Source organism: Streptomyces capparidis (assembly GCF_054782095.1).
The window spans coordinates 1-26,348 of the sequence record NZ_BAAGTD010000060.1; the positions used below are offsets into that span (position 1 = coordinate 1).

Sequence of the window (26,348 nt, forward strand, 5' to 3'; positions counted from 1 at the left end):
GATGCGCTCCCTCTGCCTGGGGGTGGGGTGGTCGCCGACGACGGCGGCCAGGACGGACTGGAGCAGGACCGGTCCGGTGAACAGGCTCATCAGGGTGGGGCGGGGTAAGGGGCGGACGGTGCCGCGGGCGAGGTGCCCGGCCAGCCAGCCCTCCACCAGCTCGGCGACCCGCGGGGCGTAGCTGTCGCGGACGTGGGAGGCCAGGGCCCCGCTGGGGCGGGAGAGCACCTCCACGATGAGCGTGGGGAGCACGGGCGGGTCACCGAGGAGCGTGGCGAGGACCTGGGAGTAGAGCACCCGGGCGCCTTCGGTGAGGTCCCTGGGCTGCCGCTGCTTGGCCTTGGCCATCCGCGGCAGCGGGCTGTACCGCTCGAAGACGGCCACCAGCAGGCCGTCCCTGCCGCCGAGCCCGCCGTGGATCGCCTGCACGGTGCATCCCGCGGCGGCGGCCACATGCTCCAGGGTCACCTCGGCGACCCCGCGCTCCGCGTACAGCCGGGCGGCGGCCTCCACGCACCGCTCGGTCGCGTTGGGCCGCTTGACCTGCCGCACCCCGGCCGCCGCGAGGACGTTGTCCAGGGCGGCGCGGCTGCCGATGCGGCGGATCAGGGTGGCCCGGGATATGCCGACGATCTCCGCGAGGTCGGCGAGGGTCAGGTCGGCCGCCTCGCGGCCGGTGTCGGTCAGGTGGCGGACCACCACCTCCCCGATCTCTTTCAGTTGCGTCTGTTCCGTCGTCATGCCATGAGTCTGCTCTTGCTGCTTAGTAAGCACAAGTGTCAGTATCAGTCGTGGGGCGAAGACCGGCCCCGGACCGGGCACCCGCACACCCACCGTCATCCCAGCAGGTGACGGGCCCGGCGAGCGGTGAACACCCCCGCTCCGGCCACCGTCCGCGCCCGCCCATCCAGCACGGCGGCCCCTCGCGAGGAACTCGCGTTTGCCTGGACTGGTGAACGAGCGTCACCAGCCCTTTCACCCACCCGGCGACTGAACCTCCCACCGCCGCGCGCCGCACCACCGAACTGGCCGAAAACCACCACCCGCCCGCCGAAAGTTCGCGGAACGTGACGCCCACCGGCCCACCAACCGACGGGCCCACTCACTGCGGCACATCGCCCCCTCACCGCCCCGAAAGGCCCGGTCGGCCCCGGTCCGGCCGCGGAGTCTCGGCCGTACCATGGCCGTCGTGCACATCTGCTTCGTCTGTACCGGGAACATCTGCCGGTCGCCGTCGGCCGCGCTGGTGTTCGCCGAGCATCTGCGCAGGGCGGGCCTGGACGGCGCGGTACGGGTCACCAGCGCCGGCATCGGCCCCTGGCACGTGGGCGAACCCGTCGACGAGCGGGCCGGTGAGCTGCTCGCGCGGCGCGGCTACGCCGTGGAGCACGTCGCGGCCCAGGTGGGCGACGGGCACCTGGACGCCGATCTGCTCGTGGCGCTGGACCGCGGCCACGAGAAGGCGCTCCGGCGACTGGTCGACGCCCCGTCCCGGGTCCGGCTGCTGCGCTCCTTCGACCCGCGGCCGACCGGCGACCCGGACGTGCCGGACCCGTACTACGGCGGCCCCGAGGGGTTCGAGGAGATGCTGACCATGATCGAGGCCGCGATGCCCGGCCTGCTCGCCTGGGTGCGCGAGCGCCTCGACGCATGACCGCCCGCCCGGCGGCCGGAGGCGGCGGGGAGCACCGTGCCGCCGCGGCCCGGCTCACCGGCCGCCCGGTGACCGGCGCACGTCCGCTGTCGGGGGCGCTCGCCGAGGTCACCCTCGACGGCGGGCAGGTGGTGGTGGTCAAGCGCGGCGACGGGCCCGGTGCGGCGCGGGCCGAGGCGGCGGGGCTGCGCTGGCTGGCCGACGCCGGAGCGGTCCGCGTCCCGGTGGTGCGCGGCCACGACGAGGACTGGCTGGTGACCGACCGCGTTCCGCCGGGCCGGCCCGGCGCCGCCGGGATCGACCGGTTCGGCCGGGACCTGACCGCGATGCACGCCGCGGGCGCGCCCGCGTTCGGCGCCCCGCCGCCCGGCGGCCGCGAGCGGGCGCGCATCGGGGCGGCCCCGATGCGCAACGTCCCGGGCGCCGACTGGCCGCGCTGGTACGCCGAGCACCGGGTGCTGCCCTATCTGCGCCGGGCGGTGGACGACGGCACGGTGCGGCACGCCGAGGCGGCCGTGGTCGAGCGGGTCTGTGAGCGGTTGCCCGAGCTGGCCGGGCCCGCCGAGCCGCCCGCCCGGCTGCACGGCGACCTGTGGAACGGCAATGTGCTGTGGGGGGCCGACGGGCGGGCGTGGCTCATCGATCCGGCCGCGCACGGCGGGCACCGGGAGACCGACCTGGCGATGCTCCACCTGTTCGGCTGCCCGCACCTGGACCGGGTGCTGGACGGCTACCAGGAGGCGTCGCCGCTCGCCGAAGGCTGGCGGCGCCGCATCGGCCTGCACCAGCTCTTCCCGCTCCTGGTGCACGCGGTGCTGTTCGGCCGCGGCTACGCGGAACAGGCCCTCACGGAGGCCCGGTCGGCCTTGGCGCGGTGACGTCCCCGCCCCCGGCGCGGTGACGTCCCGCCCCGGCGCGGCGGCGGACCGGGCCCGCGCCGCGGCCCGCGGCGGCTACGGTGCCGCGTTCAGCAGGTCGAGCGCGCTCTGCTGCCTCGCCGCGTCCGTCGTGTCCAGGGGGCCCGCCCACTTCAGGCCGTAGGCGTCGAGGGCGTTGCGGTCGGCGGCGTGGGCGGTGTCGGCCTGCCGCTTCAGATAGGCGCTGTACGGGCGGTCGGGCAGCAGCACGTTCAGCCTGCCGAGGCCACGGACGTGGGCGCCCTTGAACGACGGGCCGTCGGCACCGCAGCCACCGGCCTCGCACGGGTCGCGGAGGATGCCGTTGGTGTGGAGGGACGGGGCCGTGGTGGACGCGTCGGCGATCCTGCGGGCGGCGGCCAGGACGTCCCCGTCGCCGTTCGCGCGGTACAGCTCGGTGAGGCCGGCGACCAGCACGCCCTGGTTGTAGGACCAGACGGGCTGGCCGTTGTTGCGGCAGGTGGACAGGTCGATGCCGTCGTTGACCAGGTTCGAGGCGTTGATCATGCCGGTCTGCCGGAACCAGGCCCACCCCCGCACGGCGCGGTCGAGGTACACGGTGTCGCCCGGGATGCGGTTGTGCAGCGCGGCGTTGAGCTGGAGGTACAGGGAGTTGGAGATGGCGTTCTTGTACGTCTTCGCGGTGCTCCACCACACCCCGCCGCCGCAGGTGCCGTCCCAGTGGCGGGCCATGTGCTCGGCGTCGGCCCGGGCGGTCTCCAGGTACCGGCGGTCGCCGGTCAGGTCGTAGGCGGCGATCCAGGCCAGCCCCCACCAGCCGGTGTCGTCGATGTACTCGTTCCTGAACTGGCCGTCCTTCGCGTTCAGGTTGCGGTCGTAGGTGGTGGCGATGGCGTACCGGTAGCTGCCCATGCCGGTGACGCGGATGTTGTCGACGAGCGCGGTCAGGGCGTTGGCGGAGTTCCACCAGCCGGTCGTGCGGAACAGGCCGGTGCCGTTGTCGTAGAACTGCATGAGCGCGGTCGCGGCGGCGGTGCGGCGGTTGCCGGCGTTCCAGGTGGTGCGGGCCCAGGCGGTGCAGGCGATCTCCGGGCGGTCGCCGGCCTTGCCGCAGGCGCGCAGCGCCCCGACGCCGCGGGCGGCCCAGTCGTCCACGTTGTACATGAGGGTGCGCCAGTCGCGGCGGCCCGACGGGACGGCGGTGCTGCCGAGCCTGCTGCCGGAGGCCCAGGTGCGGCCGCCGTCGAACGAGCGGTCGAGCCAGACCTCGTCGCCCGGGCTGCCGCCGCCGATCGCGGCCCAGCCCATCGCGGCGGTGTCGTCGAAGTGCAGGGAGATGGCGCGGGAGTGGACGGTCGCGGTGACCGGCACCCGGTCCTGCGCGGCGAGCGCGGGGTCGCGGGCGTCGCAGTGGATGTTGCAGACGGCGGCCCGCACCGAGTCGGGGGCGGGTTCCGGTGCGGGGGCGGCCGGGGCCGCGGCGATCAGCGACCCGGTCAATGACCCGAGCATGACAATCAGCGGGGCGAGGGTACGGCGCTTTCGGAACCACGTCCGCATGGGGACTCCCGGCGAGAGACGAGGCGCGGGGCTGGTGGAGGGGTCCTCCGGACGGAACGGTAGGGGCCGGTTCCGCGAGGGTCAACGACTTCGCCGGAAAACGTTGTCAAGGGCGACGGAGGACGGGCGACCAGCCCGCTTCACGGCGGGCACGGCCGCCCCGGTGCCGCGAGAGGGCGCTGCCCCGGCGCCGCGGGGCACGGGCGAAGGGACGCCCGCGGGCCGCGGGGCCGGGGCCGCCGGCATCGCCACCGATACCGCCGCCGGGTCAGCGGGGCAGGCCCGCGCGCACCACGAGCGCGTCGTGGTCGGTGTGGGTCGCCGGTTCGAGCTCCAGCGTCGGCGCCGTCAGGTTTCCGTACGCGTGCTGGATGCCGGGGGCCTGGGTGGCGGCGGCGTCGGTGAGCGTCCACTGGCCCTCGGGCGCGCACGAGGTGCGGCGGTTCACGTCTCCGGCGAAGACGGTCCGCCGGCCGCGGGAGTCGAGCACCTGGGCCAGCTCGGCGCACTGGACGGAGTTGGCGCTGCCGGGGGCCTCGCCGTCGGTGGAGAGGTGGGTGGTGCACACGTCCACCCGGCGGGCGGTGGTGACGCACAGCCAGCGGCGCTGCTCCACCCCGCTGAACACGGAGAACGGCGCGTCCTCGGCGGCGCGGACGGCCTCCTTGGTGAGCACGGCGTTGCCGAACACGCCTCGCCCGTCCGGCGACTTGCAGGCCAGCGGGGCCCCGCGGTAGAGCACCGTGGCGAAGCGGTGGTGGTAGCCGGTGCGCGCGGCGATGTCGGCCACGTCGCCGCTGCACGCCTCATTGAGGGTGACCGCGTTGACGTCGTTGGCCCGGATGCGGGCCACCACCTCGTCGATGACCTTGGGGTACGCGGTCTTGGGGTAGCAGCCCGCGTATCCGCTGGCGCAGATGTTCATGTGCAGGAGCGAGTAGGGCGGCTTCGCCTCGGGGGGCGCCCCCTCGGCCGGGGCCGCGGGGGCGGGCGCGGCCGTGCCGGGGGACAGCAGCAGCGCGGCGGTCGTCAGGAGGGCGAGCGCGGCGGCGCGCGGATGGGTCGGGGAGAGCTGGATCACGGCGCCGATTGTGCTGCCCTGCCGACGGCTCATGACAGTGCGCGCGGCAAGAGTTCACCGCTCTCTCATGCGGGCGTCACCACCTCCGCGCGGGCGGGCGCGGCCCCGTCGCGCCGACGCCCGAGGCCGCGTGCGGGGCGGACATGGCGGTCCCGCGGGGGCGCGCGGTGCGATACGTACGCCTGTTCGCGCTTTCGCACTCCTGCACGCACGCCTCCCTCAAGCCGTTCACCGTCCGTAACGTTACCTGTGCGGTACGGAATCGGCCCCGACCCCCGGAGAGCGATGGACACCCTGGAGAGCCACACCCTGGCGGTGCCGGGCGCGAGGCTGCACTACGAGGTGCGGGGAGCGGGGCCGCTGCTGCTGCTCATCCCCGGCGGAAGCTGCGACGCGGCCGTCTTCACCGCCCTGGCCGCCGTCCTGGCCCGCGACCACCGCGTCCTCACCTACGACCCGCGCGGCATCTCGCGCAGCCCTCTGGACGGCCCGCCCGGCGAGCAGCGGGTCGAGGTGAACGCGGACGACGCCCGCCGCCTGCTCGACCACGTGGCCGCCGACGGGGAGCGGGCGCTGGTCCTCGGCAACTGCTCCGGCGCGCAGGCGGCCCTGCACCTCGCCGCCCGGCACCCCGGCCGGGTCCGTGCCGTGGTCGCGCACGAGCCGCCCGCGGTGCGACTGCTGCCGGACGCCGAGGAGCAGACGGCCTTCCTCGACGAGGTCCACCGCACCTTCCACCGCGCGGGCCTGGCCGCGGGCCTGCTGGCGCTCAACCCCTTCTTCGGGGGCCGTCCCGCTCCGAAGCTGCCCGCGGCGGGCGAGAACAGCGCGTACTTCCTGGACCATGTCCTGCGGCCGTCCACCCGGTTCGTGCCCGATGTGCCCGCGCTGGCGGCCCTGGGGGACCGGGTCGTCGTGGCGGGCGGCCTCGACTCGCGCGCCGACGCCGTCCACCGGCCCGCGGCGGCCCTGGCGCGGCTGCTCGGCCGTGAGCCGGAGCTCTTCCCCGGCGGCCACGTGGGATTCGTGGACCACCCGGCCGGGTTCGCCGCGCGGCTGGCGGAGGTGTTCGCCGCCGTGCCCGCGGCGGCGCGGGGCGCCGGGCCGGGAGGCGGGGTGAGCGCGTGCGGATCGTGATGGGCGCCCAGAACTGCGGGTTCGGCCCGGCCGCGGAGCTGGTCGCGGTCTCGCGGCTGCTCACCGGCCACGAGCGGGTGTTCGTCGGGGACGGCGTGTCCGCCCTGTTCGTCCGCCGCAACCCGGAGGCGTTCGAGGCCGTGCACGACACGTGCGGGCCGGACTCGGCGGTGCCCGACGGCCTGCTGGAGAGCGGCGACCTGGTGGTGTCGGTGATGAACGCCGAGCTGGTGCTGCGCGCGGTGGTGGCGCGCCGCCCGGTGGTGATGGTGGACAGCCTCTTCGGCTTCTGGCGGCTGCGGCACCCGCTGGCGCGCATCCGGGACCTGTGCGCGAGCCTGCCGCGCTCCTCGTTCGCCGCCGCCGACCGGCACCTGGGCGCGCTGACACCGCACGAACGGGTGGTCGCCGCCCACCTGCTGGCCGCGCACAGCGTGGTGCAGAACTTCCCCGGTGTGCCCCGGCGCCTGGCCGACCTGGCCGCGCTCGGCACGGGACCGGCCACCCACCTCACCGGCCCGATCATCGACCACGAAGGGCTGCGGGACCCGCCGACCGCCGCGGAGCCGGAGTACGACCTGCTGGTGGACGTCGGCGGATTCCAGAACTTCCTGCTGGACTTCGACACCCACGACCAGTACGTGCGGCTGCTGCTGCGGTGGCTGCCCGACCTGCTGCGGGACTGGCCGCGTTTCCGCAGGGTCCTGGTCTGCGGCGGACCCTTCGGCGGGGGCCGCGAGCGGACCCTCACCGTCGGCGGGCGGCGGGCGGTGTGCCGTCTGCTGCCGCAGCGGGAGCTGCTGCGGCAGGTGGTGGGCACACCCTGCCAACTGCTCGCCCCCGGGCTGACCGCGCTGCACGAGTCGCTCGCGCTGGGGCGGTTGCCGCTGGCGCTGCACGAGCAGCACTACGCGCACCTGTACACGGTGCGGCAGCTCGGGGCCACGCTGTTCGGCCGGTCGGCGGGGCGGTTCGCCGACGTCCTGCCGTCCCTGCGGGTGCCGGAGGACGACCTCGCCGGGACCGCCGCCCTGGCCCGGGCCGCGGGCCGGGTCTGGGAGGACGACGGCCTGTACGCGCGGTTCCGGCGCACCTGGAACGAGCGGATCGAGGCCCACCTCGCGCTCACCCCGGGACAGCGGCGGCGGGGCGTGGACGAGCTGCGGGGCGTCCTCGGCGGACCCCCTCTGGGCGCGGTCCTGGCCCAGGTGGTGTCCCCCGCCTTGCGGCCGCCCGTCCCACGGGCCGGGGCCGCCCCGGGGCCGGGCGGGCCCCGCTCCGGATGACGCCCGGTGCCGGGGGCGTCATCCGGAGCGGGGTGCCGCCGCCGGGCGGGGGCGGGTCAGCCGCTGACGCTCTCCCGGCCGTTCTCGATGTGGCCCATCAGGCGGCGGTGGAAGGCGCGGTCCTGGGCGACGGTCACCGTCAGGTCGTACCAGCCGTGGGTGTCCGCGGCCGGGTGGAGGACGGTCCTGCTGCCGCCGGGGAGCACCGTGACCTTGCGGGTCAGGCGCTCCGCGCCGCGCCGACCGGCGTAGCCGACGGGCCGCACGGTGAAGGTGAGCGGCCTGCTCCCCCGGTTGGTGAGGGCGAGTCGGACGGTGCGGTGGCGCGGGTCGATCCGCGAGGCGACCTCGGCCGTGTCGCCCGTCGTGCCGGCGAACTCGCGGCGGAAGCCGTTGGGGCCGGTGACCGTGAAGCGGTAGCCGCTCCCCGCCACGGGCACCTCCCAGACCGCGGTGCCCCGCACGTCCCTGTGCCGCGGGGCGGGGAACTCCCCCCGGTACGGGTACAGGGCGAAGTGCGCGCTGGAGCTCCCGGTGTTGGTGACGGTCAGCCGCAGCGCGGAGCCGTCGAGCCGACCGTGGGCGTCCGGCTGGTAGGGCAGGGGGCGGGCGCGCCGGGTGCCCGGCTCCTGCTCCGGCATCCGCTGCTCCCGCGGCGGGACGGGCCGCCAGCGGCCGGTGAACGGCGGGATCGGGCCGGGCAGGTCCAGCTCGGGCTGCGGACGGCCGCGGCGGAAGTCGAAGGCGGAGGTGAGGTCGCCGGTGACGGCGCGGCGCCAGGGGGTGATGTTGGGCTCCTCGACGCCGAGCCACCGCTCCAGGAAGCGGATCACCGAAGTGTGGTCGAACACCTCGGAGCACACGTACCCGCCGACGGTCCACGGGGACACGACCAGCATCGGGACCCTGATGCCGAGCCCGGTGGGCCGTCCCTGCCAGGTCTCGGCCCGGTCGCCCTGCGGCGGCACCGGCGGGGGCACGTGGTCGAAGAAGCCGTCGTTCTCGTCGTAGGTGAGGAACACGGCGGTGTGCCGCCAGACCTCCGGGTGCGAGGCGAGGGCGTCCAGCACCTGGTAGACGAGGGTGGCGCTGGCGATCGGCGAGGAGGCGCCGGGGTGCTCGGAGTCCACCGCGGAGGGCACCAGGTAGGAGACCTCCGGCAGCCTGCCCGCGGCGACGTCCGCCCGGAACCGCGCGGCCAGGCTGCCCGTCGGCTCCCTGCGCAGCGCGCGTTCGAACAGGCTGCGCTCGGCCGGGGAGAGCGCGGCCACGCCCTCCTCCAGCAGCCCCAGCAGCCGGTCGCGCTCGGCCCGGGAGGTGGCCTCGTCGCGCACCTTGGCGTAGAACGCCTCCATGTAGGTGAAGTCACCGGCCTTGGCCAGCGCCTTGCGGGCGACGGCCTTGAAGGTGGCGAAGAACTCCAGGTTGTTGTCGGTGAAGTTCTCCCACTCCTGGTAGGTCTTCCAGGTCCGCCCGGCCCGCTCCAGCCGCTCCGGGTAGGTGGTCCAGGGGTAGCCGGGGTGGGTGCCCTCCGCGTAGGCGTCGTTGCCGACGGCGCGCCTGCCGTCCGCCTCGTGGCCGGTCCAGCCGCTCAGCAGGTGGTTGCGGTTGGGGCTGGTGGAGGTGTGGATCGAGGAGTGGTAGGCGTCGCAGATGGTGAAGGTGTCCGCGAGCTCGTAGTGCAGGGGGATGTCCCGGCGGTCGTAGTACGCCATCGTCGCCGGGGTCTTGGCCCCGACCCAGTTGTCCATCCAGCCGCCGTGCCAGGCCGCGTTGCCGCCGTCCCAACTGTGGTCGAGGTCGCCGATGTACTGGAGGTCCTTGCGCTGCGCCTCGGCGGCCTCGCGCACCGGGAACGGCAGGACGGCGCCGGACGGGCCCGGCTGCGCGAAGACCAACTGCCCGGAGGGGAGTTCGATGGCGTTGCGGTCGCCGAATCCGCGGACGCCGCGGAGGGTGCCGAAGTAGTGGTCGAAGGAGCGGTTCTCCTGCATCAGGACGACCACGTGCCTGATCGCGTCCAGACCGCCGGACGGCGGCTGAGCGGCCAGCGCGGCCCGCAGCGACGGCGGCAGCAGCGATCCCGCGGCAGCCGCCCCCGCGGTGCCCGCGCCCAGGGCGAGCAGCCGCCTCCGTGAGATGTCCGTGTCCATCGAGCCTCCAGGTTCCGCGAGTGACCCGCGGGACGGTAGTTGCGCCAGATGGACACCGGACGTCTCCCGCACGACGGGTTCGGGAACGCCCCCGCCCGCGCGTCCGGTGTCCTCAGGCGGCGGCGAGGCGGTTGATGTCGGCGGTGCGCAGGACGAAGGGGCCGCGGCCGTCGGGGCGGACGGCGGCGAGCATCGCGCGGCCCAGGTCGTCCGTCGTGGTCACCCAGCGCGGGGCGAGGCGGCGCAGCAGCGGGTAGCACCGCGCCGTGAGCCGGTACACCGCGCGGTACAGGGGCGTCCTGGAGACGGCGCCGCCGACGGGCTGGATGTAGCCGGGGCGGAACATGTACGCGGTGAACGGCATCGCCAGCAGCGCGTTCTCGGTGCGGCCCTTGACCCGGGCCCACATGGTGCGGCCGCCGCCCGTGCTGTCGGTGCCCTCCCCGGACACGTACACGAAGGTCGGCCCGGTACCGGCCGCGCTCAGCGCCCGGGCCGCGGCCAGCGCGTAGTCGTAGGTGATCCGGGTGTACTCCTCCTCGCTCCGGCCGAGGGCGGAGACCCCCAGGCAGTACAGGCAGGCGTCCAGGTCCTTCAGCTCCCCCAGGACGGCCGAGTAGTCGGTGAAGTCCGTGTGGACGATCTCTTTGACCTTCGGATGCCGCAGGCCCAGCGGTCTGCGGACGATCGCCAGAACCTCGGTGACCTCCTCGTCCAGCAGGCAGGCGCGCAGCGCACCGTGCCCGACCATGCCGGACGCTCCGAACACGACCACGCGCATGAGTGCTCCAGGTGTGAAGGGTGCCGTCTGACTTTCCGTCACTCGCCTCTCACCCCACCCCCCCGTCCGGATACGTGACGCCGGTCAGTTCCTCCGAGACGGTCCACAGGCGCCGGGCGGAGGCGGGGTCGCTGGCAGCGGGCGAGCGGCCCACCAGGGTCGGGGCGCCGCGCATCTCGGCCAGGCCGTCGGGGCCCACGTAGCTCGCGCCGGGCAGGTCCCGGACGGCGGCGTACAGGGTGGGCAGCGCGCCGGCCCGGTTGTCCTGGGCGAGCAGCCGGTTGCCCAGGCGCAGCAGGGCGCGCCGCACGGGGCTGGCGTCGCGGCCCTGGAGGTTGGTGGCGGCCCAGCCGGGGTGCGCGGCCAGGGCGCGCACGGGCGAGCCCGCCTCGGTGAGCCGCCGCTGGAGCTCCAGGGTGAACAGCAGGTTGGCCAGCTTGGACTGGCTGTACGCCTTCATCGGGGCGTACTCCCCGGCCAGGTCGAGGTTGTCGAAGTGGATGCGCGGGCTGCCCGGCAGCCGGTGGGCGCCGGACGAGACGGTGACCACGCGGTCGGTGATGTGCGGCAGCAGCAGGTTGGTCAGGGCGAAGTGGCCCAGGTGGTTGGTGCCGAACTGCGTCTCGAAGCCGTCCTTGGTGCGGCCCTCGGGGACGTTCATGACACCGGCGTTGTTGACGAGCACGTCCAGGTCGCCGTGCCATCCCGCGGCGAACTCGCGCACGGAGGCGAGGTCGGCCAGGTCCAGCCGCCGCACCTCCACGCTGCCCCGCACAGTCGCGGCGGCGGCCTTGCCCCGCTCGAGATCCCGCACGGCGAGCACCACGTGCGCCCCCGCGCCGGCGAGGCCCTCGACGGTGGCGATGCCGAGCCCGCTGTTGGCTCCCGTCACGACGGCGGTGCGGCCTGCCTGATCGGGAATGTCGGAGATGTTCCACTTACCGGATGCAGTGACCATGCCTTTCAATGTAGACGCCGACAACAATGCTGTCAACGACAACAATGCTGCCATTGCCAACAAAGATGACGTCGCCAACAAAGCTGGCGACGGCAACAAAGCTGGCGACGGCAACAATGTAGGCGCCGTTCACATCCCAGGTACAATGCGCCCATGCAGACCCGCCCCCGCCCCTACCACCACGGCGACCTCCGCGCCGCGCTGCTGACCCGCGCCGAGGAGACGCTCAGGGAGAAGGGCCCGGCGTCCCTGTCACTGCGCGAGCTCGCCCGCGACCTGGGCGTCAGCCACGCCGCGCCGAGCCGCCACTTCAAGGACAAGCAGGCCCTGCTCGACGCGTTGGCGCTGACCGGCTTCGAGCGCCTCGGCGGGATCATCGCGGCGTCCCAGGAACGGGCCGGCGAGTCGTTCGCCGAACGGCTGGACGCGGCCGCCCGCGCCTACGTCGGCTTCGCCACGGACAACGCCGCGCTGCTCGACCTGATGTACTCGGTCAAGCACGCCCCCGAGGCGTCGGACGCCCTGCGCGCGGCCGCCCACCGCTGGTCCGAGCAGGTACTCGACCTGATCGCCGACGGCCAGCGCCGCGGCGAGGTCCGGCAGGGCGACCTGGAACGCATCGGCCTCCCCGTCTTCACCACCCTGCACGGCTACGCCAGCATGGCGGTGAGCGGCATGCTCCCCCCGGCCATCACCGAGCACGGCCTGAACGACGTGATCGCCTACCTCCTGCGGGGCTGCGCACCGGGGTAGGACGACGGAGCGCTCCCGCCGCTGATCCGAGGACGCACCGGCTCCCGGCGAATGTGCGCGCCGCTCCCACGGACTCGTCCATCTACAGTACGAGACGCACAATGACCTCGCCGTTCCCGTCCAGCTCGCCGGTGGGCACGAACCCGAGCCTCCGGTAGAAACCCGCCGGTCCGCCGTCCAGCGGTACATAGCTGGTCAACAGCTCGGACGCACCCTCGGCCCGGACGAGCTCCGCGACCCGGCGCACAGCCTCGGCACCATGGCCGCGGCCCTGATGTCTCCGGTCGACGAGGAGCTTCCACAGGAACCACGGTCCGATGATGTCCGGGGGCCGCGGCTCCACGTTCCAACTCAGCATCACGAACCCGACCGGCTCATCGCCGGCGTGGACGGCCCGGTACCACGGTCGCGCGTGCGGATACTCGGCGGCATCCGCCAACGCGTCACGCACCGACCCGACGAACCGCTCCTGATCCGCCGCCACCCGAAGCGCCAGCACGGCATCGCGGTTGTCATCGGTGATCTCGCGAAGAGAAACAGTCACGGCAACCAACCTACGCACACCGGCACGGCCAGGTTTCGTCGTTGCGCTCGGCCCAAGGGCCCGTTCTGTGGTGTTGGTGCATCGGGAACCGTCGGTGCTGTGCCGGTTGCAGGAGCGCCGGGGCGGCGCAGGCATGATCACTTGCACTCCCTACGGCAAGACCACCACGCTCGCCGACGGCGGCGACACCGGCACCGCCCTGATCATCCGCACCACCGCAGACGCGACTGCCACCTCGAAGGGCACGGCGTGCACCACGCCGTGCTCGGCGTCACCCGCTTCCACGGCCTCACCCTCACCGGCTGACCGGTGAGGGTGAGGCGGGCAGGTCAACCAGCATGCCCCGGATCATTCACGGGACAACCCTCAGGCGGCGGACGGTAGGCCCGGGCTGCGGCCACTGGCACCGACGCCGCTCATGATGGCACTGATGATGCCCTGCTGGGTCACCGCATGAGAGTGTCGGTTGAACAGTCCGAACCCGTAACGCCCGGTTGCGCCGTTGTCCCAGTAGATCGTGGCCGCTCCGTACTTCTTGGCGGTGGACACGACGGCGCGCACGTAGTCCGCACGATACCTGGGGTTCGATGAGTCGAACGACGACTTGTCGATCGCACCGTACTCACCGACGACCACCGGGTATCCCCGCACGACGAATCTGTCGTACATCTTCTTGAACTGCGCGTCCAGATAGTCTTCCTGCCCCCAGGTCGACCTCTTCGACGGATTGGTCGCCGCTCGTCCCCATTGTGTGATGGTGCCGCTTTCCTCTCCGGCGAAGTCCCACGGGTCGTAGTAGTGGACGGAGATCATGATGCGCTGCTCATTGGCGGGGATGGCGGGGGAACGATACTGGTCGGTCGGCAGCACGAAGCCGTAGTTCCCTGCGGTGTACTCGATGTTCGTGTTCCAGCCGGGAACGAGCAGCCACCTGGAAGCGTTGTTCCCGCCGGTCCTCCGGACGGTGTCCACGAAGATCTGGTTGTAGCTGTTGATGTTCGAGTAGCACGGCTGGGTGGGGCGGCCGAATTGACCGTCGAAGTTTTCGTTCATGGACTCCAGGATCAGGCGCTGGTCGTAGTTCCGGAACTTGGTCGCGATCTGCTGCCAGACCTTCTGGTACTTGGCCCTGATCGCCGTCTGGTTGGACGAGTCACAGATCAGCCAGGAGCCGTTGATGGTCTTGTAACCGTCGCCGTGCATGTTGATCAGCACGTACATATCACGGTTGTAGGCGTAGTTGACGACTTCCTGGAGCCTGTTCAGCCAGGCGGCGTTGACCGTGTAGTCCGGGCCGGGGCCTATGTGTCCCAGATAGGAGACCGGGATTCGTATCGTCTTGAATCCCGCGGATTTCACCTTGTCGATGAGGGCCTGCGTGATGGTCGGCTGACCCCATGCCGTTTCGCTGGGATACCCGTTGATGTTGGCCTCCATCTGGTTGCCCAGGTTCCAGCCGGCGCCCATGTCGGCGACGATCTGCGAGGCGTTCATCTGTGTTGCGGTGTCGGCCGACGCCTGGTTCGCCGAGCCGGCGACGGATGCGGCGACCGCCAACGCAACGGCAAGGAAAATGGATTTTACTTTCCCTGCTGGTGAGATCATGGGCATTTCCTCTCTTCCGATCCTGCGGGTGCCGGAACCAGGCAGGCCGACCCGCCAGGGCGCGGTGGCGGGTGGTCATGGCGGACTCGTGGGCCCCCCGTTGATCATGGGTGGGAAGCGCCGACGCATGCGCGGAGCAGTTCGGCGGACTCGGCGCCGCCGCCGCTTTGCCGTACCACAGGGCTTCCGGGGGACTTGAGGGGCTTTACTCGAATCGAGCGGTCGGGCTCGCCAGCCTCTCTTGAAGTGTGACCCAGCATCAGCCCGTGAACGTACACGGTCAAACACTGTCGATGTAAGCGCATTCTATTGATCGTTTCAAGTGTTGCGCGCGAACTGGATCGCGCATCGGAAGTGGATCTTCAACGGTGAATGACCTCAGTTCGGCGGCCGAGCTCAGCGCCGCCGGCGGAACGGGGCGAGCGTGGCGCGGACGAGGTCGGCGGCGCCCCAGTCGGGGTCGAACTGGGCGATCACGGCCAGGTGCTGGCGCAACTGGAGGATCGGCATGCGTGCGCGCCAGTCGCGGTCGAGCCCGGTCAGCTCGGCGTACAGCTCGAAGAACACGTGCGCCTCGGGCGGCGGCGCCGTCGTCCACAGGTGGGCCAGATCGACCTCGGCCCACGTGTACGACACGGCCGGGTCGATCAGCGCGGGCCGCCCGTCGGGGGTGGCCATGACGTTCTGCGTCCACAGGTCGCCGTGCGTCAGGCACGCGGGCCTGGTCGGCAGCAGCTCGGGCAGCAGGTCGCACAGCCGCTCCAGCGCCGCCCGGTCCGCGGCGTCCAGCGCCTCCTCGACGCGACGCTCGCCCAGCCAGCGCAGCAGACGGTGCTGGGCGAAGAACTCGAACCCGTCGTCCTCCCAGGTGTTGACCTGCCGACGACGCCCCAACCAGTTGTCCCGGTGCCACCCGAACCGGGGGTGGCGCGTGGCGGTGTGCAGGTGGGCGAGCACATTCGCGAGCCGCTCCCAGAATTCCCCGGTGCCCGGGCGGGGCCGCAGCACGGACAGCACGAGCAGGTCGCGGTCGGCGACGACGATTTCGGGCGTGGCGACGCCGCCCGCCTCGCGCAGCACGGTGAGCCCCTCGGCCTCCGCGGCGAAGGCGTCACCCGACGGCGGCTCGTCGAACGCCTTGACGAACACCGACGTGCCGTCACCGCGGAGCGCGATCCCCGCGGTCGCGGCGAGCCCTCCGGTGGCCGGCTCGACCGCGACGACGTCGGTCAGTCCGGCCGCGTGCAGGCGTTGGAGCAGGAGGGATATCGGGTCTGCCACGGGTGCTCCTCTGTGCTGGTCAGGCGTCATGACGGGCGGGGCCGAGCCGGCGGCGGCTCACCCGTCTCAGGAGTCGGCCTCCCGGTGGAGAGCGCCGCAGGACGAACAGCATGCCCTGACACATCACTTGAGACATCAGCCGGTCCGGATGCCGCCCGCGCCCAGGGTCCGGCGGAGGCCGGACGCCGGACGCCGACGGCCTGACGCAGCGCGACCGGTGACCGCGGAGTGTCACGTCGGAAATGGTGCCTGAGGCACTGCGCGACAAGACGCCAAGAGGACCCCTGAGAGGCGTTCTCGCGCACTTTTGACGGTCCAGAACAGGGGGGATCGTCTGCGACCACAAAAGAGGCACACAGAGGCGCACGAAGGCTTTCCCGCCCCATCTGCACGGTTCACCTCCGGTACTCTGAACAGCGTCCCGGTAGCCACCGGTCCCGAGGCCCGTGAGCCCCGGGGCCCTGTTTGGGCTGCCGTGCCCTGTCTCCGCAAGCTGTCCGGCCGCTCCCGCACCGTGGCGTGGGAGCGCGGTCTGCCATGCCCGAAAGAGAGCATCCGTGACCACTTACGACACTCGCACCAGCACCGGCGGCGGTACCCCCGAGTCCCCGCAGCCCGGCCATGCCGGGCGGACGGCGTACGACGCCAACGCGATCACCGTCCTGGACGGCCTGGACGCGGTGCGCAAGCGGCCGGGGATGTACATCGGCTCCACGGGAGAGCGGGGGCTGCACCATCTCGTGCAGGAGCTCGTGGACAACTCCGTGGACGAGGCGCTCGCGGGGGTGGCCGACCGGATCGACGTGACGATCCTCGCCGACGGCGGGGTGCGGGTGGTCGACAACGGCCGCGGCATCCCGGTGGGGTTGCACCCGGTGGAGAAGCGGCCGGCCATAGAGGTGGTGCTGACCGTGCTGCACGCGGGCGGGAAGTTCGGGGGCGGCGGGTACGCGGTCTCCGGCGGTCTGCACGGTGTGGGCCTTTCGGTGGTCAACGCGCTGTCCACCCGGCTGTCGGCGGAGATCCGGACCGACGGCCACCGCTGGACGCAGGAGTACCGGAACGGCGCTCCCACCGCTCCGCCGGCCCGCCACGAGGCCACCTCCCGGACGGGCACCTCGCTGACGTTCTGGGCGGACGGCGGCATCTTCGAGACCACCGCATACTCCTTCGAGACGCTGGCCAGGCGTTTCCAGGAGATGGCCTTCCTCAACCGCGGGCTCACCCTGACCCTCACCGACGAACGGGCCTCCGCGCGCGCGACGGCCGCGGCGGACGAACCCGACTCGGACCCGGCGGCGAAGACCGTCTCCTACCGCTACGACGGCGGCATCACCGACTTCGTCGCCCACCTCAACGCCCGCAAGGGCGAACCGGTCCATCCCTCGGTCATCACCATCGCCGCCGAGGACCCGGGACGGCTGCTGTCGGTCGAGGTGGCCCTCCAGTGGAACGGCCAGTACACCGACAGCGTGTACTCCTACGCCAACGCCATCCACACCCACGAGGGCGGCACCCACGAGGAGGGCTTCCGCACGGCACTCACCACCGTGGTCAACCGCTACGCGCGGGAGAGGAAACTGCTGCGGGAAAAGGACGCCAACCTCTCCGGCGAGGACATTCGCGAGGGCCTGACCGCGATCATCTCGGTCAAGCTCGGCGAGCCCCAGTTCGAGGGCCAGACCAAGACCAAGCTCGGCAACACCGAGGCGCGCGCCTTCGTGCAGAAGGTCGTCCACGAGCACCTGGCCGACTGGTTCGACCGGAACCCGAACGAGGCATCGGACATCGTGCGCAAGGCCATCCAGGCGGCCACGGCCCGCGTCGCGGCCCGCAAGGCGCGCGACCTGACCCGCCGCAAGGGCCTGCTGGAAACGGCGGCGCTGCCGGGCAAGCTTTCCGACTGCCAGTCGAACGACCCGGCGATGTCGGAGATCTTCATCGTCGAAGGGGACTCCGCCGGCGGCTCGGCCAGATCCGGCCGCAACCCGCGGTACCAGGCGATCCTCCCGATCCGCGGCAAGATCCTCAACGTGGAGAAGGCCAGGATCGACAGGATCCTCCAGAACACGGAGATCCAGGCGATCATCTCCGCCTTCGGCACGGGCGTGCACGAGGACTTCGACATCGCCAGGCTCCGCTACCACAAGATCATCCTGATGGCGGACGCCGACGTCGACGGCCAGCACATCAACACCCTGCTGCTGACCTTCCTGTTCCGCTTCATGCGGCCGCTGATCGAAGGTGGCCACGTCCATCTCTCCCGCCCCCCGCTCTACAAGATCAAGTGGAGCCGGGACCACGTCGAATACGCCTACTCCGACCGCGAACGCGACCTGCTCCTGGAACGGGGCCGGCAGGACGGCCGCCGGATCAAGGACGACACCATCCAGCGCTTCAAGGGCCTGGGCGAGATGAACGCCGAGGAACTGCGCGTCACCACCATGGACCCCGACCACCGGGTCCTGGGCCGGGTCACCCTCGATGACGCGGCCGTCGCCGACGACCTCTTCTCCGTCCTGATGGGCGAGGACGTCGAAGCCCGCCGCCACTTCATCCAGCGCAACGCCAAGGACGTCCGCTTCCTCGACGTCTGACCCCGGGCACCGGCCTCCCGGCGGGGTACTCGTCGCGCAACGGCCCCCATCCAGAAGGGCGGAACCGCGAGCTTCCCCGCAACTCGCGCCCATAGAATCCGCCCATGCCCGAAGTGGAGCGTTTGATCGACCAGGTGTCCCGCACCTTGTCCCGTGCGGGGTTCGACGTCTCGCAGATCCGCTCCGCGGGAAGCACCGGCCTGTTCTTACGCCGCGTGGACGACACCGTGATCATCACCTGGGATCCCGGTGACGAGCTGGCCGCACCACGGCAGCACGCTCAGGACGGCGGTGCGGCACCCCGGTACGACGGTCTCCGGCATGTGCTGACCCAGGCACTCCACGTGATCCTGGTCGAAGCCGGGTACACGGTCGAGAGCCATCCGGAGAGCGGCGAGGTCCGGGTGACCCTGCCTTGACGGACCGCCCCCTACCGAGCCACGCCGGGCCCGGCATGGGGGTTTGCGTAATGTCACCGAAGCGCGTCGATCGCCTTCACGATCAACTTGCGTGCCTGTGCCCCGTACACCGCCATGCTCCGCAGTTCCTCGAACGCGCGCAGGTACAGTGCCACCTCGGCAGGCTGCGTGATCTTCACCCTTGCCGAGATCAGCTCCACGGACACCAGCGTGTCGTCGTACAAGTGGAAGGTCTCGCGCGGCCAGTGCCGCCGTTCCGACGTGGTCATCGGGATCACACCGAGAGACACCGCCGGCAGGGCACCGGCAGTGAGGAGGTACCCGAGCTGAGCAGCCATCGCGTCGGCGTCGCCCACTTGGTGGTACAGCACCGACTCCTCGATGAGCAGCACGAATCGGTGCCCCGGCTCGTGGATGACCTTCGACCGTTGCACCCGCGCCCGCGCCGCGGCGGCGCTGTCATCGACGGGGAGCTCGCGGAACTCAGCGGCGATCTTGAGAACCGCCGCAGCGTAGCCCTCGGTCTGGAGCAGCCCCGGAACGAGCGTGGAGGAGTAGACCCGGAAGAGCTGGGTCTGCCGGAAGAAGCGGACCAAGTCCTCCTGGAGCTGCTTCAGCCCGTTGCGTACCTGATGGCGCCACTCGGTGTACATCGACTCGGCGTTCAGTGACTGCACGATGATGTCCTGCGCCTGCTCCTCGGCTCCGCACGCGCGACACCACAGGCGGATGTCCGTTGCGGACGGCGCCGTGCGCGCGTTCTCGATCCGGGATGTCTTGGCGTGGTGCCAGCCGCACCGGTCGGCCAGTTGCACGACCGTCAGCCCGGCCTCCTTGCGGAGCCCGCGCAGGCGCCGCGCGACGACTTCTCGCGCGGCTTGGGCTGAGGACGACGGGGAGACGGACATCGGCTGGCCGGCCCTGCTACCGAATCTCGTACTGGTCGTGCGGAATGGCCCGGGACCACACGGTCTCGAACGCCTTCCCACACAGTTCGGCAGCGGCCGGGGCGTCGTGCCAGATCTCACCGCCGAGCGACGACCCGTCACCGGTGAAGTGGTTCCAGTGGATGACACGGCCGTCGAAGAGCCAGAAGTCGTTGCCTGGCAGCGCGAGGTCGGACGCGCGGCGGCGCGGCAGCCACCGCACGTGCTCGCCCGCGGCGACGTTGGTGAAGGTGCCGCTGTGCAGGAAACGGGTGTACTCGCTGACCGGCTCGGAGACGACCCGGGCTCGCCGCATGACGACACCGCGGCTGACCGTCTCCCGCACCAGGTCGAGCCAGGGCCGCCACCACGAGGCCCGGTCGTCCGGGTCAAGACGGACCCCGGCCCGCCAGTCGGCGAACGGCCCCTTCTCATAGTCCACGGCGTAGGCGTCCCGCATTTCCAGGTGGAGTGCCGAGCGCGTGCACCGGGTGAGCAGCTCAGTGAACGTCGATGGCACGCTCGACGGCATCGCACGCCTCCCTGATCAGTGGCACCATGCGGGCCGGCATGCGGATGACGGCCTCGGTCTCGGGGATCCCCACGGCGTGGCCGGGGACCTCCTGTGCAGCGCATTCGGCTTGGACCTCGGGGCTCGGCTTCCAGCCCTGGAAGACGAGTTCATTCTTCTCCGGATCGACCCACACGGTCGGGCTCTCGTGGTCTCCGGTGTTCGGGTCGATCCCGACGAAAACTAGCGGCATCTCAGCCTCCGAGGGCTTGCCTGTGCACAGGTTTGCACCACGGTCATCCGGCTCGGCCGCCGAGGTCAAGGGTGCGATTGCCCGTCCGCACCGAACGGGTGACGTGTGCGCACACTTCTGCACACGGCTGGAAGTGGCGCACATCACCCTCGTAGCGTCATGGCCCGCGGTGGCGCACCTGCTGCCGGTCACGACCTGCCACACGCCCAGGAGCCGCTCCGCCGGGGAACGCAAGAGCCCCCGGCGACCGCGCGACCGGCCCCGGGGGATGGCCACCAGCCACGAGGAGCTGATGAGCGTGAGTCACCACATCTCCCGCATCTTCGAGAAGTCGGCGCTTCCGGCCAAGTCTCGCTCGCCGGAGCGCTGGCGGCCGCCGGTGGGTGACGACGTGGAGTTGGTGCCCGCGACGGTACTGACCGCGGACCCCCGCAGCACGCACTACGTGGCGGTGCCCCCCGTCTCCCACGACGACGGACCGCGCACCCACTGGAAGGTGCCCGTCACCTCCCGGCACCTGACGCGCTCCAGCGTCCTGCTGGCCGCGCTGCGCACCGCCACCAGGACGGTGCTGCCGTGACGACCAGCGCGCGGGCGCGCCCGATCCGCAGGGCACCATCGATCTGTCGATCACGAAGAGAGGTACGCGCGTGAACACGTCCGTGTTAACGGGGATCCAGTCCGTGGAGCTGGAGATCACCGGCACCTGCCAGTTGCGCTGCACCCACTGCTGCACCGACTCCGGCCCCACCGCGCCCCCCGGCACGATGACCCGCGAGGACTGGCAGCACGTCATCGCCGACATCGCCGCCCTCGGCATCCCCGCCATCCAGCTCATCGGCGGCGAACCCACCCTCTCCCCCCACTGGACCGAGCTGCTGGAGCAGGCGCTCGGCCTGGGCCTGATGGTGGAGGTGTACTCCAACCTGTTCCACATCAAGCCGCAGTGGTGGGACGTCCTCGCCCAGGACGGCGTCACGCTCGCCACCTCCTACTACAGCGACGACGCCGCCGAGCACGACCGCGTCACCACCCGGCCCGGCAGCCACCGCCGCACCCGGGCCAACATCGCCGAGGCCCTGCGCCGCGGCATCCCGCTGCGCGCCGGGATCGTGGAGGTGCTGGACGGGCAGCGCGTCGCCGAGGCCCGCGCGGACCTGGAGACCCTCGGCGTCACGAACGTGACGATCGACCGGATGCGCGGCGTCGGCCGGGCCTCCGGGCACACCTCCGGAACCGGCGTGGCGGAGCTGTGCGGCAGGTGCGGCCGGGGCAAGGCGGCCGTCCTTCCCACCGGAGAGGTGGCCCTGTGCCTGATGGCGAGGGAGATGCCGGTGGGCAACGTCCGCGAGCAGCGCCTGGCCGACATCCTCACCGGCCGGCGGTGGTCGCGGATCGCGGCCCTGATCCCGGCCCCGCGAACGGCCGGTTGCTCCCCCGACGACCAGAGCTGCCAGCCGGGCCAGCCCGCCTGCCTGCCCAAGTTCCCCGCCGTCCCGCCCACCCCCCGGGCGGTCGCCCGGTGACCGGCTGGCAGGAGCACGCCGCCGCGCTCGCCGACGAGGTGACGCACCCGGAGTCCCGGTGGCGCGACGCCGTGCGCTCCACCCCCAGACACCTGTTCGTGCCCCGCTGGTGGTGGGCCGAACAGGACGGGGCGCTCCTGGCCGACGGGCCCGGCAACGCCGGGCTGTGGATGCGCGCCGCCTACAGCGACACCACCCTGGTGACCAAGATCGGCACCCTGCACGCCGACCACGCGGCGCCCGAGGACCGCCCGGAGTGGTGGCCCACCTCCTCCTCCACCCTGCCGTCGCTGGTGGTGCAGATGTTCCGGCACGCCCGCCCGGCCGAGGGCATGGACGTGCTGGACGTGGGCACCGGCTCCGGGTACTCCTCCGCCCTGCTGTGCCACCGGTTCGGCGACCGGCACGTGACGAGCGTGGACGTGGACCCGTACCTCACCGAGGCGGCCCGTGGACGCCTGGCGGAGGCAGGGCACCGGCCGGAGGTGGTCACAGGGGACGCCACCGGCCCGTTGCCGGGGCCGTTCGACCGCATCGTGGCCATGGTCTCCGTCCCCCACGTCCCCGCCTCGTGGCTCACCGCGTTGCGGCCGGGCGGACGCCTGGTCACCACGATCACCGGCACATCCCTGATCATCGGCGCCGACAAGACCGCCGACGGCGGCGCGGTGGGCCGGGTGGAGCGGGACTGGGCCGGGTTCATGGCCACCCGCCACGGCCCCGACTACCCGCCCCGCCTCATGACCCGCCTCCCCCACGTCCGCCGCCAGGACGGCGAGGAGGTCACCACCGGCCGCTACCCCGTCCTCGACGTCGGTGACGCCTGGGAGGTGAAGACCCAGCTCCTCCTGGCTGTCCCCAGAGTCGAGACCCACTCCGAGCGGCGCGGCGAGCAGCGCACGGCGTGGCTGCTCCACCCGGACGGCTCCTGGGCCCGCGCCGAGGGCCGCGGCACCGACCGCCCGACCGTGCACCAGAGCGGCCCCCGCCGCCTGTGGGACGAACTGGAGCGCATCCGCGACCGGCTCAACACGGAGGGCACCGTCGGGCTGTACGGCGCCCGCGTGCGCATCGACCCGGACGGGGTGTGCCACCTCAGCCATGGCCAGTGGGAAGCCACGATCGAGTAGCCCGTCCCACCGGGCAGCACAGGATGGGCGCACGAGACGGGCCCGCACCGGGTGAGCATCCGGTGCGGGGCCTCGTCATGTCCGGGTTCCTTGCAGCCAGCACGGTGAAGTGGGACACAGACGGATTCCCACCCTTCGGGCCGGCAGCGGGCCACAGCGGCACTCCGGTCCTGCGCCCTCGCGCTCCTGGACGACCACCTCAGCCACTGCGTCACCGAGGCCATCACGGAGGGCGGTGACCGGGCGCTGCCAACTACTATTGCGCTACGTACTCCAGCGGAGAAGGGGAAACGGTCATGCGGCGGTTGGGCGACCTTGAGGCGGAGATCATGGACCGCCTGTGGCGATGGCGGCGCCCAGCGACGGTTCGCGAGGTGGTCGATGACATCAACCGGACACGGCCTGTCGCGTACACCACCGTGCTGACCGTGGCCAACATCCTCCACACCAAGGGCTGGCTGCGGCGCGACCAGAAGGAGGGGCGGGCCTGGCTGTACGAACCGGTCCGCACCCGCGAGGAGTACTCCGCCGCCCTGATGGAGGACGCCCTCGGCGCGAGCGAGGACCGCCGGCTGGCACTTGCCCACTTCATCGAGCAGATGTCCCCGGACGAGGTGAACGCGCTGCGGAAGGCGCTGCGCACCGCGGGGAAGCGGACGCAGACGTGAACGCGGCTCCGGCGTTGATCGGGTACGCGGGTGCGGTCGGGTTCCTCGCCCCCCGCCTGATGCTGCGCGGCACCTGGTCCCACCGCTCACCCGCTCTCGCGGTGGCCGCCTGGCATGCGCTGACCGTGTCCTTCACGCTCACCGTCGCCTTGGCCGCCTACAACGCGGCCACACCGACCGAGCATCTGCACGCCGGATTCATGGGTTTCCTGCACTCCTGCGGGTTGGCCGGTGAAGCCGCCGCCGAGCCGTACGCGAACACGGCGGATCTGCTGGCCCTCGCCCTGCCGCTCGGCATCGTGGGGCTGGTCCTCGGCGCTTTCACCTACAAGGTCGCGCGGGGCCGCCGCTCACGGACCCGCCACCGAAGCGTGCTCGACATGGTGGGCCGACGCTCGGCCCGGCTGCGCGTCACCGTCCTCGAACACGACCTGCCCGCCGCCTACTGCCTGCCCGGTCTGCGCCCGCGCGTGGTCGTGAGCGAGGGGGCGCTGCGGCTGCTTTCCCCGGAGCAGCTCGATGCCGTGCTGGAGCACGAGCGCTCCCACATCACCGGCCGCCACCACCTGGCCATGGCCGCCGTCGAGGCGTTCGCGACCGTCTTCCGCGGGCTGCCTCTGGCCCGGCACGCGCGGCAGCAGACCGCCGTGCTGCTGGAGATGATCGCCGACGACCGTGCGCTGCGCCGCCAGCCGCGCGAGGTGCTCGCCACGGCCATGTACGAGATGGCGGCGGCCAGGGTTCCGCGGGGCGCCTTCGCGATCGGCGGTCCCAGCGCCCTGGTGCGGTTGCAGCGAGTGCTGGGACCGCAGCGGCGTCCGCACCCGGCGATGTCGGTCTCGATGGGGGTCGCGGCCGTCGCGGCACCGCTGCTGCCCTTCCTCCTCGGCTGCACACCGCCGATCGCGTAGCCGGAGAGACACCGAAAACGTCCAGGACGGCATAGGAGCCGACCCTGCGGGCACCGGTGGGCAGCCTGCCGCGGTTCGGACGCGGACCCGGACGAGACCCGGGGCACCGAGCGCAGCGGCGGTCTCGCACATCGAAGGCCCCAGATCGGAGCCGCCCACGGCGCCGCGTTCCGCCCAGCCTCCGCGTCGACGGCTGGATTGCACTCCAACTACGAAGCTACTAAGTTTTAACGCACTTGCTTGACCAGACCGGTACCGCACGAGAGGCGGCCCCTGCCCGCGCGGGCGAACCGAGGAGTTGTCGCAGGATGGGAACCCACCGCCGCCCGAAGCCGCCGAGCCGCTCCCGGCTCGCCGTCCTGGCCGCCACGGCAGGGGCCTTCTCCCTGTTCCCATCGCAGAGCCAGGCCGAGCCGAAGCCGTCGATCGACGAGGTGCGCCAGCAGGTCGAGGATCTCTACCACGACGCCGAGGCGCCCACGGAGGAGTACAACGCCATCGTCGAGCGGAAGAAGGCCCTACAGAAGGAGGCCGACCGCGCTCAGGAGCGCGTAGCCGACCAGCGGGCCGAGATCAACAAGCTGCGGCAGGAGATGGGCCGGCTCGCCGCCGCCCAGTACCGCGACGGCACCATGGATCCGAGCCTGCGGTTGTTCCTCTCCTCCGACCCGGACGACTACCTGGAGCAGGCCGAGGCACTCGACCGCGTCGGCACGGGTCAGGCCACCCTGCTGGAGACGCTCCGGGACAAGCAGCGCGAACTCGACCGGACCCGCTCCCAGGCGATGGGGAAGCTCACCGCCGTGGAGGAGGAACGCCAGCAACTGGCCGGGAAGAAGCGGGAGATCCAGGGCAAACTGCGCGACGCGCAGGAGCTGCTGAACAGCCTCACCGCCGCCGAACGCGCGGAGCTCGAGGCAGCGGAGGCCGCGGCCGACAAGGCATCCGGCAGCAGCGACAAGCCGGCCACCTACGACGGCCCGGCCAGCGGCCGCGCCCGCGCCGCCGTCGAGTTCGCCTACGCCCAGCTCGGCAAGCCGTACCAGTGGGGTTCCACCGGGCCGAACTCCTACGACTGCTCCGGTCTGACCGGCGCCGCCTGGAAGGCCGCGGGCGTCTCCCTGCCCCGCACAGTCATCCAGCAGTACACCGCCGGCCGCAAGGTCTCCCGCTCCGACCTCCAGCCCGGCGACATCGTCTACTGGTACAACGACAACCAGCACAACGGTCTTTACGTGGGCAACGGCAAGGCCATCCACGCACCGCGCACCGGCAAGAACGTCGAGATCACCGACCTGGACTCCATGCCGTACTTCGCCGCCACGCGCCCCTGAGCCGTCGGAGCACGGCCTCACACGGCAAACGTGGCCGTGCCATGGCGCGCGGCGCGGCAGCGGCGGGGGGCGTTTCCGTCCGCCGCTGCCGACATGAGGAAACGCCTCATGCAACGCCTGAGAACGGACAGGAGGCATTTCGCGAGTGCGCCGCTTCGCCCACAAACGCGGGTCACATCGCCGATCGTGCTGGACGGTTCCCGTGGACGGCCGTACGACAAGGTGTGGCGGCGACGACTCGGAGAGGGGGATTCCACGATGGTGAACGGCGATGGCAGAGCAGGCACTCAGTCCACCGATCCGGCTCTGGCCCTCTACCGGGAACTGAGAGCGCGCGGCGCGTCGAGTTTTCAGGCGGTCGCGGCCGAGATGGCGCTCACGGACGACGAACGCGACCGGTGC

The 26,348-nt window shown here is 72.0% G+C and carries 27 protein-coding genes; 13 read left to right on the plus strand and 14 right to left on the minus strand.

Translation table 11 applies throughout. The features are described from left to right. A partial coding sequence (locus ACYVO2_RS32555) for a TetR family transcriptional regulator (protein WP_461011684.1) occupies positions 1-741 on the minus strand: 741 nt, incomplete at its 3' end. A 448-nt stretch (positions 742-1,189) separates the two neighbouring features. Here ACYVO2_RS32555 and ACYVO2_RS32560 point away from each other — a divergent pair. Beyond that, positions 1,190-1,654: a low molecular weight protein-tyrosine-phosphatase gene (locus tag ACYVO2_RS32560; RefSeq protein WP_461011685.1), complete on the plus strand. Its 465-nt coding sequence runs from the start codon at positions 1,190-1,192 to the stop codon at positions 1,652-1,654. Then, the gene (locus tag ACYVO2_RS32565) at positions 1,651-2,532 is read left to right on the plus strand and encodes a fructosamine kinase family protein (protein WP_461011686.1); all 882 of its coding nucleotides are present in this window, start codon (positions 1,651-1,653) and stop codon (positions 2,530-2,532) included. The genes ACYVO2_RS32560 and ACYVO2_RS32565 overlap by 4 nt, the downstream gene beginning before the upstream one ends. A 75-nt stretch (positions 2,533-2,607) precedes the next feature. Here the strand turns inward: ACYVO2_RS32565 and ACYVO2_RS32570 are convergent, their stop codons facing one another. Beyond that, positions 2,608-4,044 carry a glycoside hydrolase family 76 protein gene (locus ACYVO2_RS32570; RefSeq protein WP_461011687.1) on the minus strand — a complete coding sequence of 479 codons (1,437 nt, stop codon included), beginning with the start codon at positions 4,042-4,044 and terminating at the stop codon, positions 2,608-2,610. A 316-nt stretch (positions 4,045-4,360) separates the two neighbouring features. After that, complete coding sequence (locus tag ACYVO2_RS32575; protein WP_461011688.1) at positions 4,361-5,173, minus strand: endonuclease/exonuclease/phosphatase family protein; 813 nt, start codon at positions 5,171-5,173, stop codon at positions 4,361-4,363. A gap of 285 nt (positions 5,174-5,458) precedes the next feature. Between ACYVO2_RS32575 and ACYVO2_RS32580 the strand changes: the two genes are divergently transcribed. Next, on the plus strand, positions 5,459-6,310 hold the full coding sequence (locus ACYVO2_RS32580) for an alpha/beta fold hydrolase (protein WP_461011689.1): 852 nt from the start codon (positions 5,459-5,461) through the stop codon (positions 6,308-6,310). Continuing rightward, entirely contained in the window at positions 6,298-7,596 is a 1,299-nt protein-coding gene (locus ACYVO2_RS32585; protein ID WP_461011690.1) for a hypothetical protein, read from the plus strand. The genes ACYVO2_RS32580 and ACYVO2_RS32585 overlap by 13 nt, the downstream gene beginning before the upstream one ends. A gap of 56 nt (positions 7,597-7,652) precedes the next feature. Here the strand turns inward: ACYVO2_RS32585 and ACYVO2_RS32590 are convergent, their stop codons facing one another. The 4 genes from ACYVO2_RS32590 to ACYVO2_RS32605 form a co-directional block, all read right to left on the minus strand. Continuing rightward, a complete protein-coding gene (locus ACYVO2_RS32590; protein ID WP_461011691.1) occupies positions 7,653-9,749 on the minus strand; it encodes a phosphocholine-specific phospholipase C in 2,097 nt (698 codons plus the stop codon). Positions 9,750-9,861: 112 nt separating this feature from the next. Continuing rightward, positions 9,862-10,530, minus strand: a complete 669-nt coding sequence (locus tag ACYVO2_RS32595; RefSeq protein ID WP_461011692.1) for an NAD-dependent epimerase/dehydratase family protein — start codon at positions 10,528-10,530, stop codon at positions 9,862-9,864. A gap of 49 nt (positions 10,531-10,579) precedes the next feature. Then, the gene (locus ACYVO2_RS32600) at positions 10,580-11,488 is read right to left on the minus strand and encodes an oxidoreductase (protein WP_461011693.1); all 909 of its coding nucleotides are present in this window, start codon (positions 11,486-11,488) and stop codon (positions 10,580-10,582) included. Beyond that, positions 11,469-11,621, minus strand: a complete 153-nt coding sequence (locus ACYVO2_RS32605; protein WP_461011694.1) for a hypothetical protein — start codon at positions 11,619-11,621, stop codon at positions 11,469-11,471. The genes ACYVO2_RS32600 and ACYVO2_RS32605 overlap by 20 nt, the downstream gene beginning before the upstream one ends. 20 nt (positions 11,622-11,641) lie before the next feature. Between ACYVO2_RS32605 and ACYVO2_RS32610 the strand changes: the two genes are divergently transcribed. After that, a complete protein-coding gene (locus ACYVO2_RS32610) occupies positions 11,642-12,241 on the plus strand; it encodes a TetR/AcrR family transcriptional regulator (protein WP_461011695.1) in 600 nt (199 codons plus the stop codon). Positions 12,242-12,323: 82 nt separating this feature from the next. On the opposite strand, the gene ACYVO2_RS32615 is transcribed toward ACYVO2_RS32610, so the two are convergent. The 4 genes from ACYVO2_RS32615 to ACYVO2_RS32630 all read right to left on the minus strand — a co-directional run bounded on the left by ACYVO2_RS32615 (position 12,324) and on the right by ACYVO2_RS32630 (position 15,671). Further along, positions 12,324-12,785: a GNAT family N-acetyltransferase gene (locus ACYVO2_RS32615; protein WP_461011696.1), complete on the minus strand. Its 462-nt coding sequence runs from the start codon at positions 12,783-12,785 to the stop codon at positions 12,324-12,326. Positions 12,786-12,935: 150 nt separating this feature from the next. Beyond that, complete coding sequence (locus tag ACYVO2_RS32620; protein ID WP_461011697.1) at positions 12,936-13,070, minus strand: hypothetical protein; 135 nt, start codon at positions 13,068-13,070, stop codon at positions 12,936-12,938. A gap of 81 nt (positions 13,071-13,151) precedes the next feature. Then, entirely contained in the window at positions 13,152-14,390 is a 1,239-nt protein-coding gene (locus tag ACYVO2_RS32625; protein ID WP_461011698.1) for a glycoside hydrolase family 5 protein, read from the minus strand. 396 nt (positions 14,391-14,786) lie between these two features. Continuing rightward, a complete protein-coding gene (locus ACYVO2_RS32630) occupies positions 14,787-15,671 on the minus strand; it encodes a fructosamine kinase family protein (protein WP_461011699.1) in 885 nt (294 codons plus the stop codon). A gap of 557 nt (positions 15,672-16,228) precedes the next feature. On the opposite strand from ACYVO2_RS32630, the gene gyrB reads away from it, so the two are divergent. Together gyrB and ACYVO2_RS32640 are read left to right on the plus strand one after the other, a co-directional pair. Next, on the plus strand, positions 16,229-18,268 hold the full coding sequence (gyrB, locus tag ACYVO2_RS32635; protein ID WP_461011700.1) for a DNA topoisomerase (ATP-hydrolyzing) subunit B: 2,040 nt from the start codon (positions 16,229-16,231) through the stop codon (positions 18,266-18,268). Positions 18,269-18,372: 104 nt separating this feature from the next. Beyond that, the gene (locus tag ACYVO2_RS32640) at positions 18,373-18,687 is read left to right on the plus strand and encodes a hypothetical protein (protein WP_461011701.1); all 315 of its coding nucleotides are present in this window, start codon (positions 18,373-18,375) and stop codon (positions 18,685-18,687) included. A gap of 53 nt (positions 18,688-18,740) precedes the next feature. Here the strand turns inward: ACYVO2_RS32640 and ACYVO2_RS32645 are convergent, their stop codons facing one another. The 3 genes from ACYVO2_RS32645 to ACYVO2_RS32655 are packed head-to-tail and all read right to left on the minus strand — an operon-like array spanning position 18,741 to position 20,377. Beyond that, positions 18,741-19,595, minus strand: coding sequence for a helix-turn-helix domain-containing protein (locus ACYVO2_RS32645; protein ID WP_461011702.1), 855 nt, complete (start codon positions 19,593-19,595; stop codon positions 18,741-18,743). Between the two features lie 16 nt (positions 19,596-19,611). Next, a complete protein-coding gene (locus tag ACYVO2_RS32650) occupies positions 19,612-20,145 on the minus strand; it encodes a DUF6879 family protein (RefSeq protein WP_461011703.1) in 534 nt (177 codons plus the stop codon). Then, on the minus strand, positions 20,114-20,377 hold the full coding sequence (locus ACYVO2_RS32655) for a hypothetical protein (RefSeq protein ID WP_461011725.1): 264 nt from the start codon (positions 20,375-20,377) through the stop codon (positions 20,114-20,116). The genes ACYVO2_RS32650 and ACYVO2_RS32655 overlap by 32 nt, the downstream gene beginning before the upstream one ends. A 292-nt stretch (positions 20,378-20,669) precedes the next feature. Here ACYVO2_RS32655 and ACYVO2_RS32660 point away from each other — a divergent pair, with 292 nt between their 5' ends. The 6 genes from ACYVO2_RS32660 (at position 20,670) to ACYVO2_RS32685 (ending at position 25,946) form a co-directional block, all read left to right on the plus strand. Next, positions 20,670-20,957 carry a hypothetical protein gene (locus ACYVO2_RS32660; RefSeq protein WP_461011704.1) on the plus strand — a complete coding sequence of 96 codons (288 nt, stop codon included), beginning with the start codon at positions 20,670-20,672 and terminating at the stop codon, positions 20,955-20,957. 70 nt (positions 20,958-21,027) lie between these two features. Beyond that, positions 21,028-21,903 carry a radical SAM protein gene (locus tag ACYVO2_RS32665; RefSeq protein ID WP_461011705.1) on the plus strand — a complete coding sequence of 292 codons (876 nt, stop codon included), beginning with the start codon at positions 21,028-21,030 and terminating at the stop codon, positions 21,901-21,903. Beyond that, positions 21,900-23,033 (plus strand): methyltransferase domain-containing protein, encoded by a 1,134-nt coding sequence (locus ACYVO2_RS32670; RefSeq protein ID WP_461011706.1) that lies wholly within the window; start codon positions 21,900-21,902, stop codon positions 23,031-23,033. The genes ACYVO2_RS32665 and ACYVO2_RS32670 overlap by 4 nt, the downstream gene beginning before the upstream one ends. Before the next feature lie 296 nt (positions 23,034-23,329). Then, positions 23,330-23,701 carry a BlaI/MecI/CopY family transcriptional regulator gene (locus ACYVO2_RS32675; RefSeq protein ID WP_461011707.1) on the plus strand — a complete coding sequence of 124 codons (372 nt, stop codon included), beginning with the start codon at positions 23,330-23,332 and terminating at the stop codon, positions 23,699-23,701. Next, positions 23,698-24,612, plus strand: coding sequence for a M56 family metallopeptidase (locus ACYVO2_RS32680; RefSeq protein WP_461011708.1), 915 nt, complete (start codon positions 23,698-23,700; stop codon positions 24,610-24,612). Before ACYVO2_RS32675 ends, ACYVO2_RS32680 begins: the two co-directional genes overlap by 4 nt. Positions 24,613-24,920: 308 nt before the next feature. Next, the gene (locus tag ACYVO2_RS32685; RefSeq protein WP_461011709.1) at positions 24,921-25,946 is read left to right on the plus strand and encodes a C40 family peptidase; all 1,026 of its coding nucleotides are present in this window, start codon (positions 24,921-24,923) and stop codon (positions 25,944-25,946) included. The last annotated feature ends 402 nt before the right edge of the window (positions 25,947-26,348 follow it).

Coding starts and splice junctions, on each gene's coding strand:
- ACYVO2_RS32565 (WP_461011686.1), top strand. CDS start 1,651: ATGACCGCCCGCCCGGCGGCCGGAGGCGGCGGGGAGCACCGTGCCGCC.
- ACYVO2_RS32570 (WP_461011687.1), bottom strand. CDS start 4,044: ATGCTCGGGTCATTGACCGGGTCGCTGATCGCCGCGGCCCCGGCCGCC.
- ACYVO2_RS32580 (WP_461011689.1), top strand. CDS start 5,459: ATGGACACCCTGGAGAGCCACACCCTGGCGGTGCCGGGCGCGAGGCTG.
- ACYVO2_RS32590 (WP_461011691.1), bottom strand. CDS start 9,749: ATGGACACGGACATCTCACGGAGGCGGCTGCTCGCCCTGGGCGCGGGC.
- ACYVO2_RS32595 (WP_461011692.1), bottom strand. CDS start 10,530: ATGCGCGTGGTCGTGTTCGGAGCGTCCGGCATGGTCGGGCACGGTGCG.
- ACYVO2_RS32600 (WP_461011693.1), bottom strand. CDS start 11,488: ATGGTCACTGCATCCGGTAAGTGGAACATCTCCGACATTCCCGATCAG.
- ACYVO2_RS32610 (WP_461011695.1), top strand. CDS start 11,642: ATGCAGACCCGCCCCCGCCCCTACCACCACGGCGACCTCCGCGCCGCG.
- ACYVO2_RS32625 (WP_461011698.1), bottom strand. CDS start 14,390: ATGATCTCACCAGCAGGGAAAGTAAAATCCATTTTCCTTGCCGTTGCG.
- ACYVO2_RS32640 (WP_461011701.1), top strand. CDS start 18,373: ATGCCCGAAGTGGAGCGTTTGATCGACCAGGTGTCCCGCACCTTGTCC.
- ACYVO2_RS32645 (WP_461011702.1), bottom strand. CDS start 19,595: ATGTCCGTCTCCCCGTCGTCCTCAGCCCAAGCCGCGCGAGAAGTCGTC.
- ACYVO2_RS32650 (WP_461011703.1), bottom strand. CDS start 20,145: ATGCCGTCGAGCGTGCCATCGACGTTCACTGAGCTGCTCACCCGGTGC.
- ACYVO2_RS32655 (WP_461011725.1), bottom strand. CDS start 20,377: ATGCCGCTAGTTTTCGTCGGGATCGACCCGAACACCGGAGACCACGAG.
- ACYVO2_RS32660 (WP_461011704.1), top strand. CDS start 20,670: ATGAGCGTGAGTCACCACATCTCCCGCATCTTCGAGAAGTCGGCGCTT.
- ACYVO2_RS32675 (WP_461011707.1), top strand. CDS start 23,330: ATGCGGCGGTTGGGCGACCTTGAGGCGGAGATCATGGACCGCCTGTGG.
- ACYVO2_RS32685 (WP_461011709.1), top strand. CDS start 24,921: ATGGGAACCCACCGCCGCCCGAAGCCGCCGAGCCGCTCCCGGCTCGCC.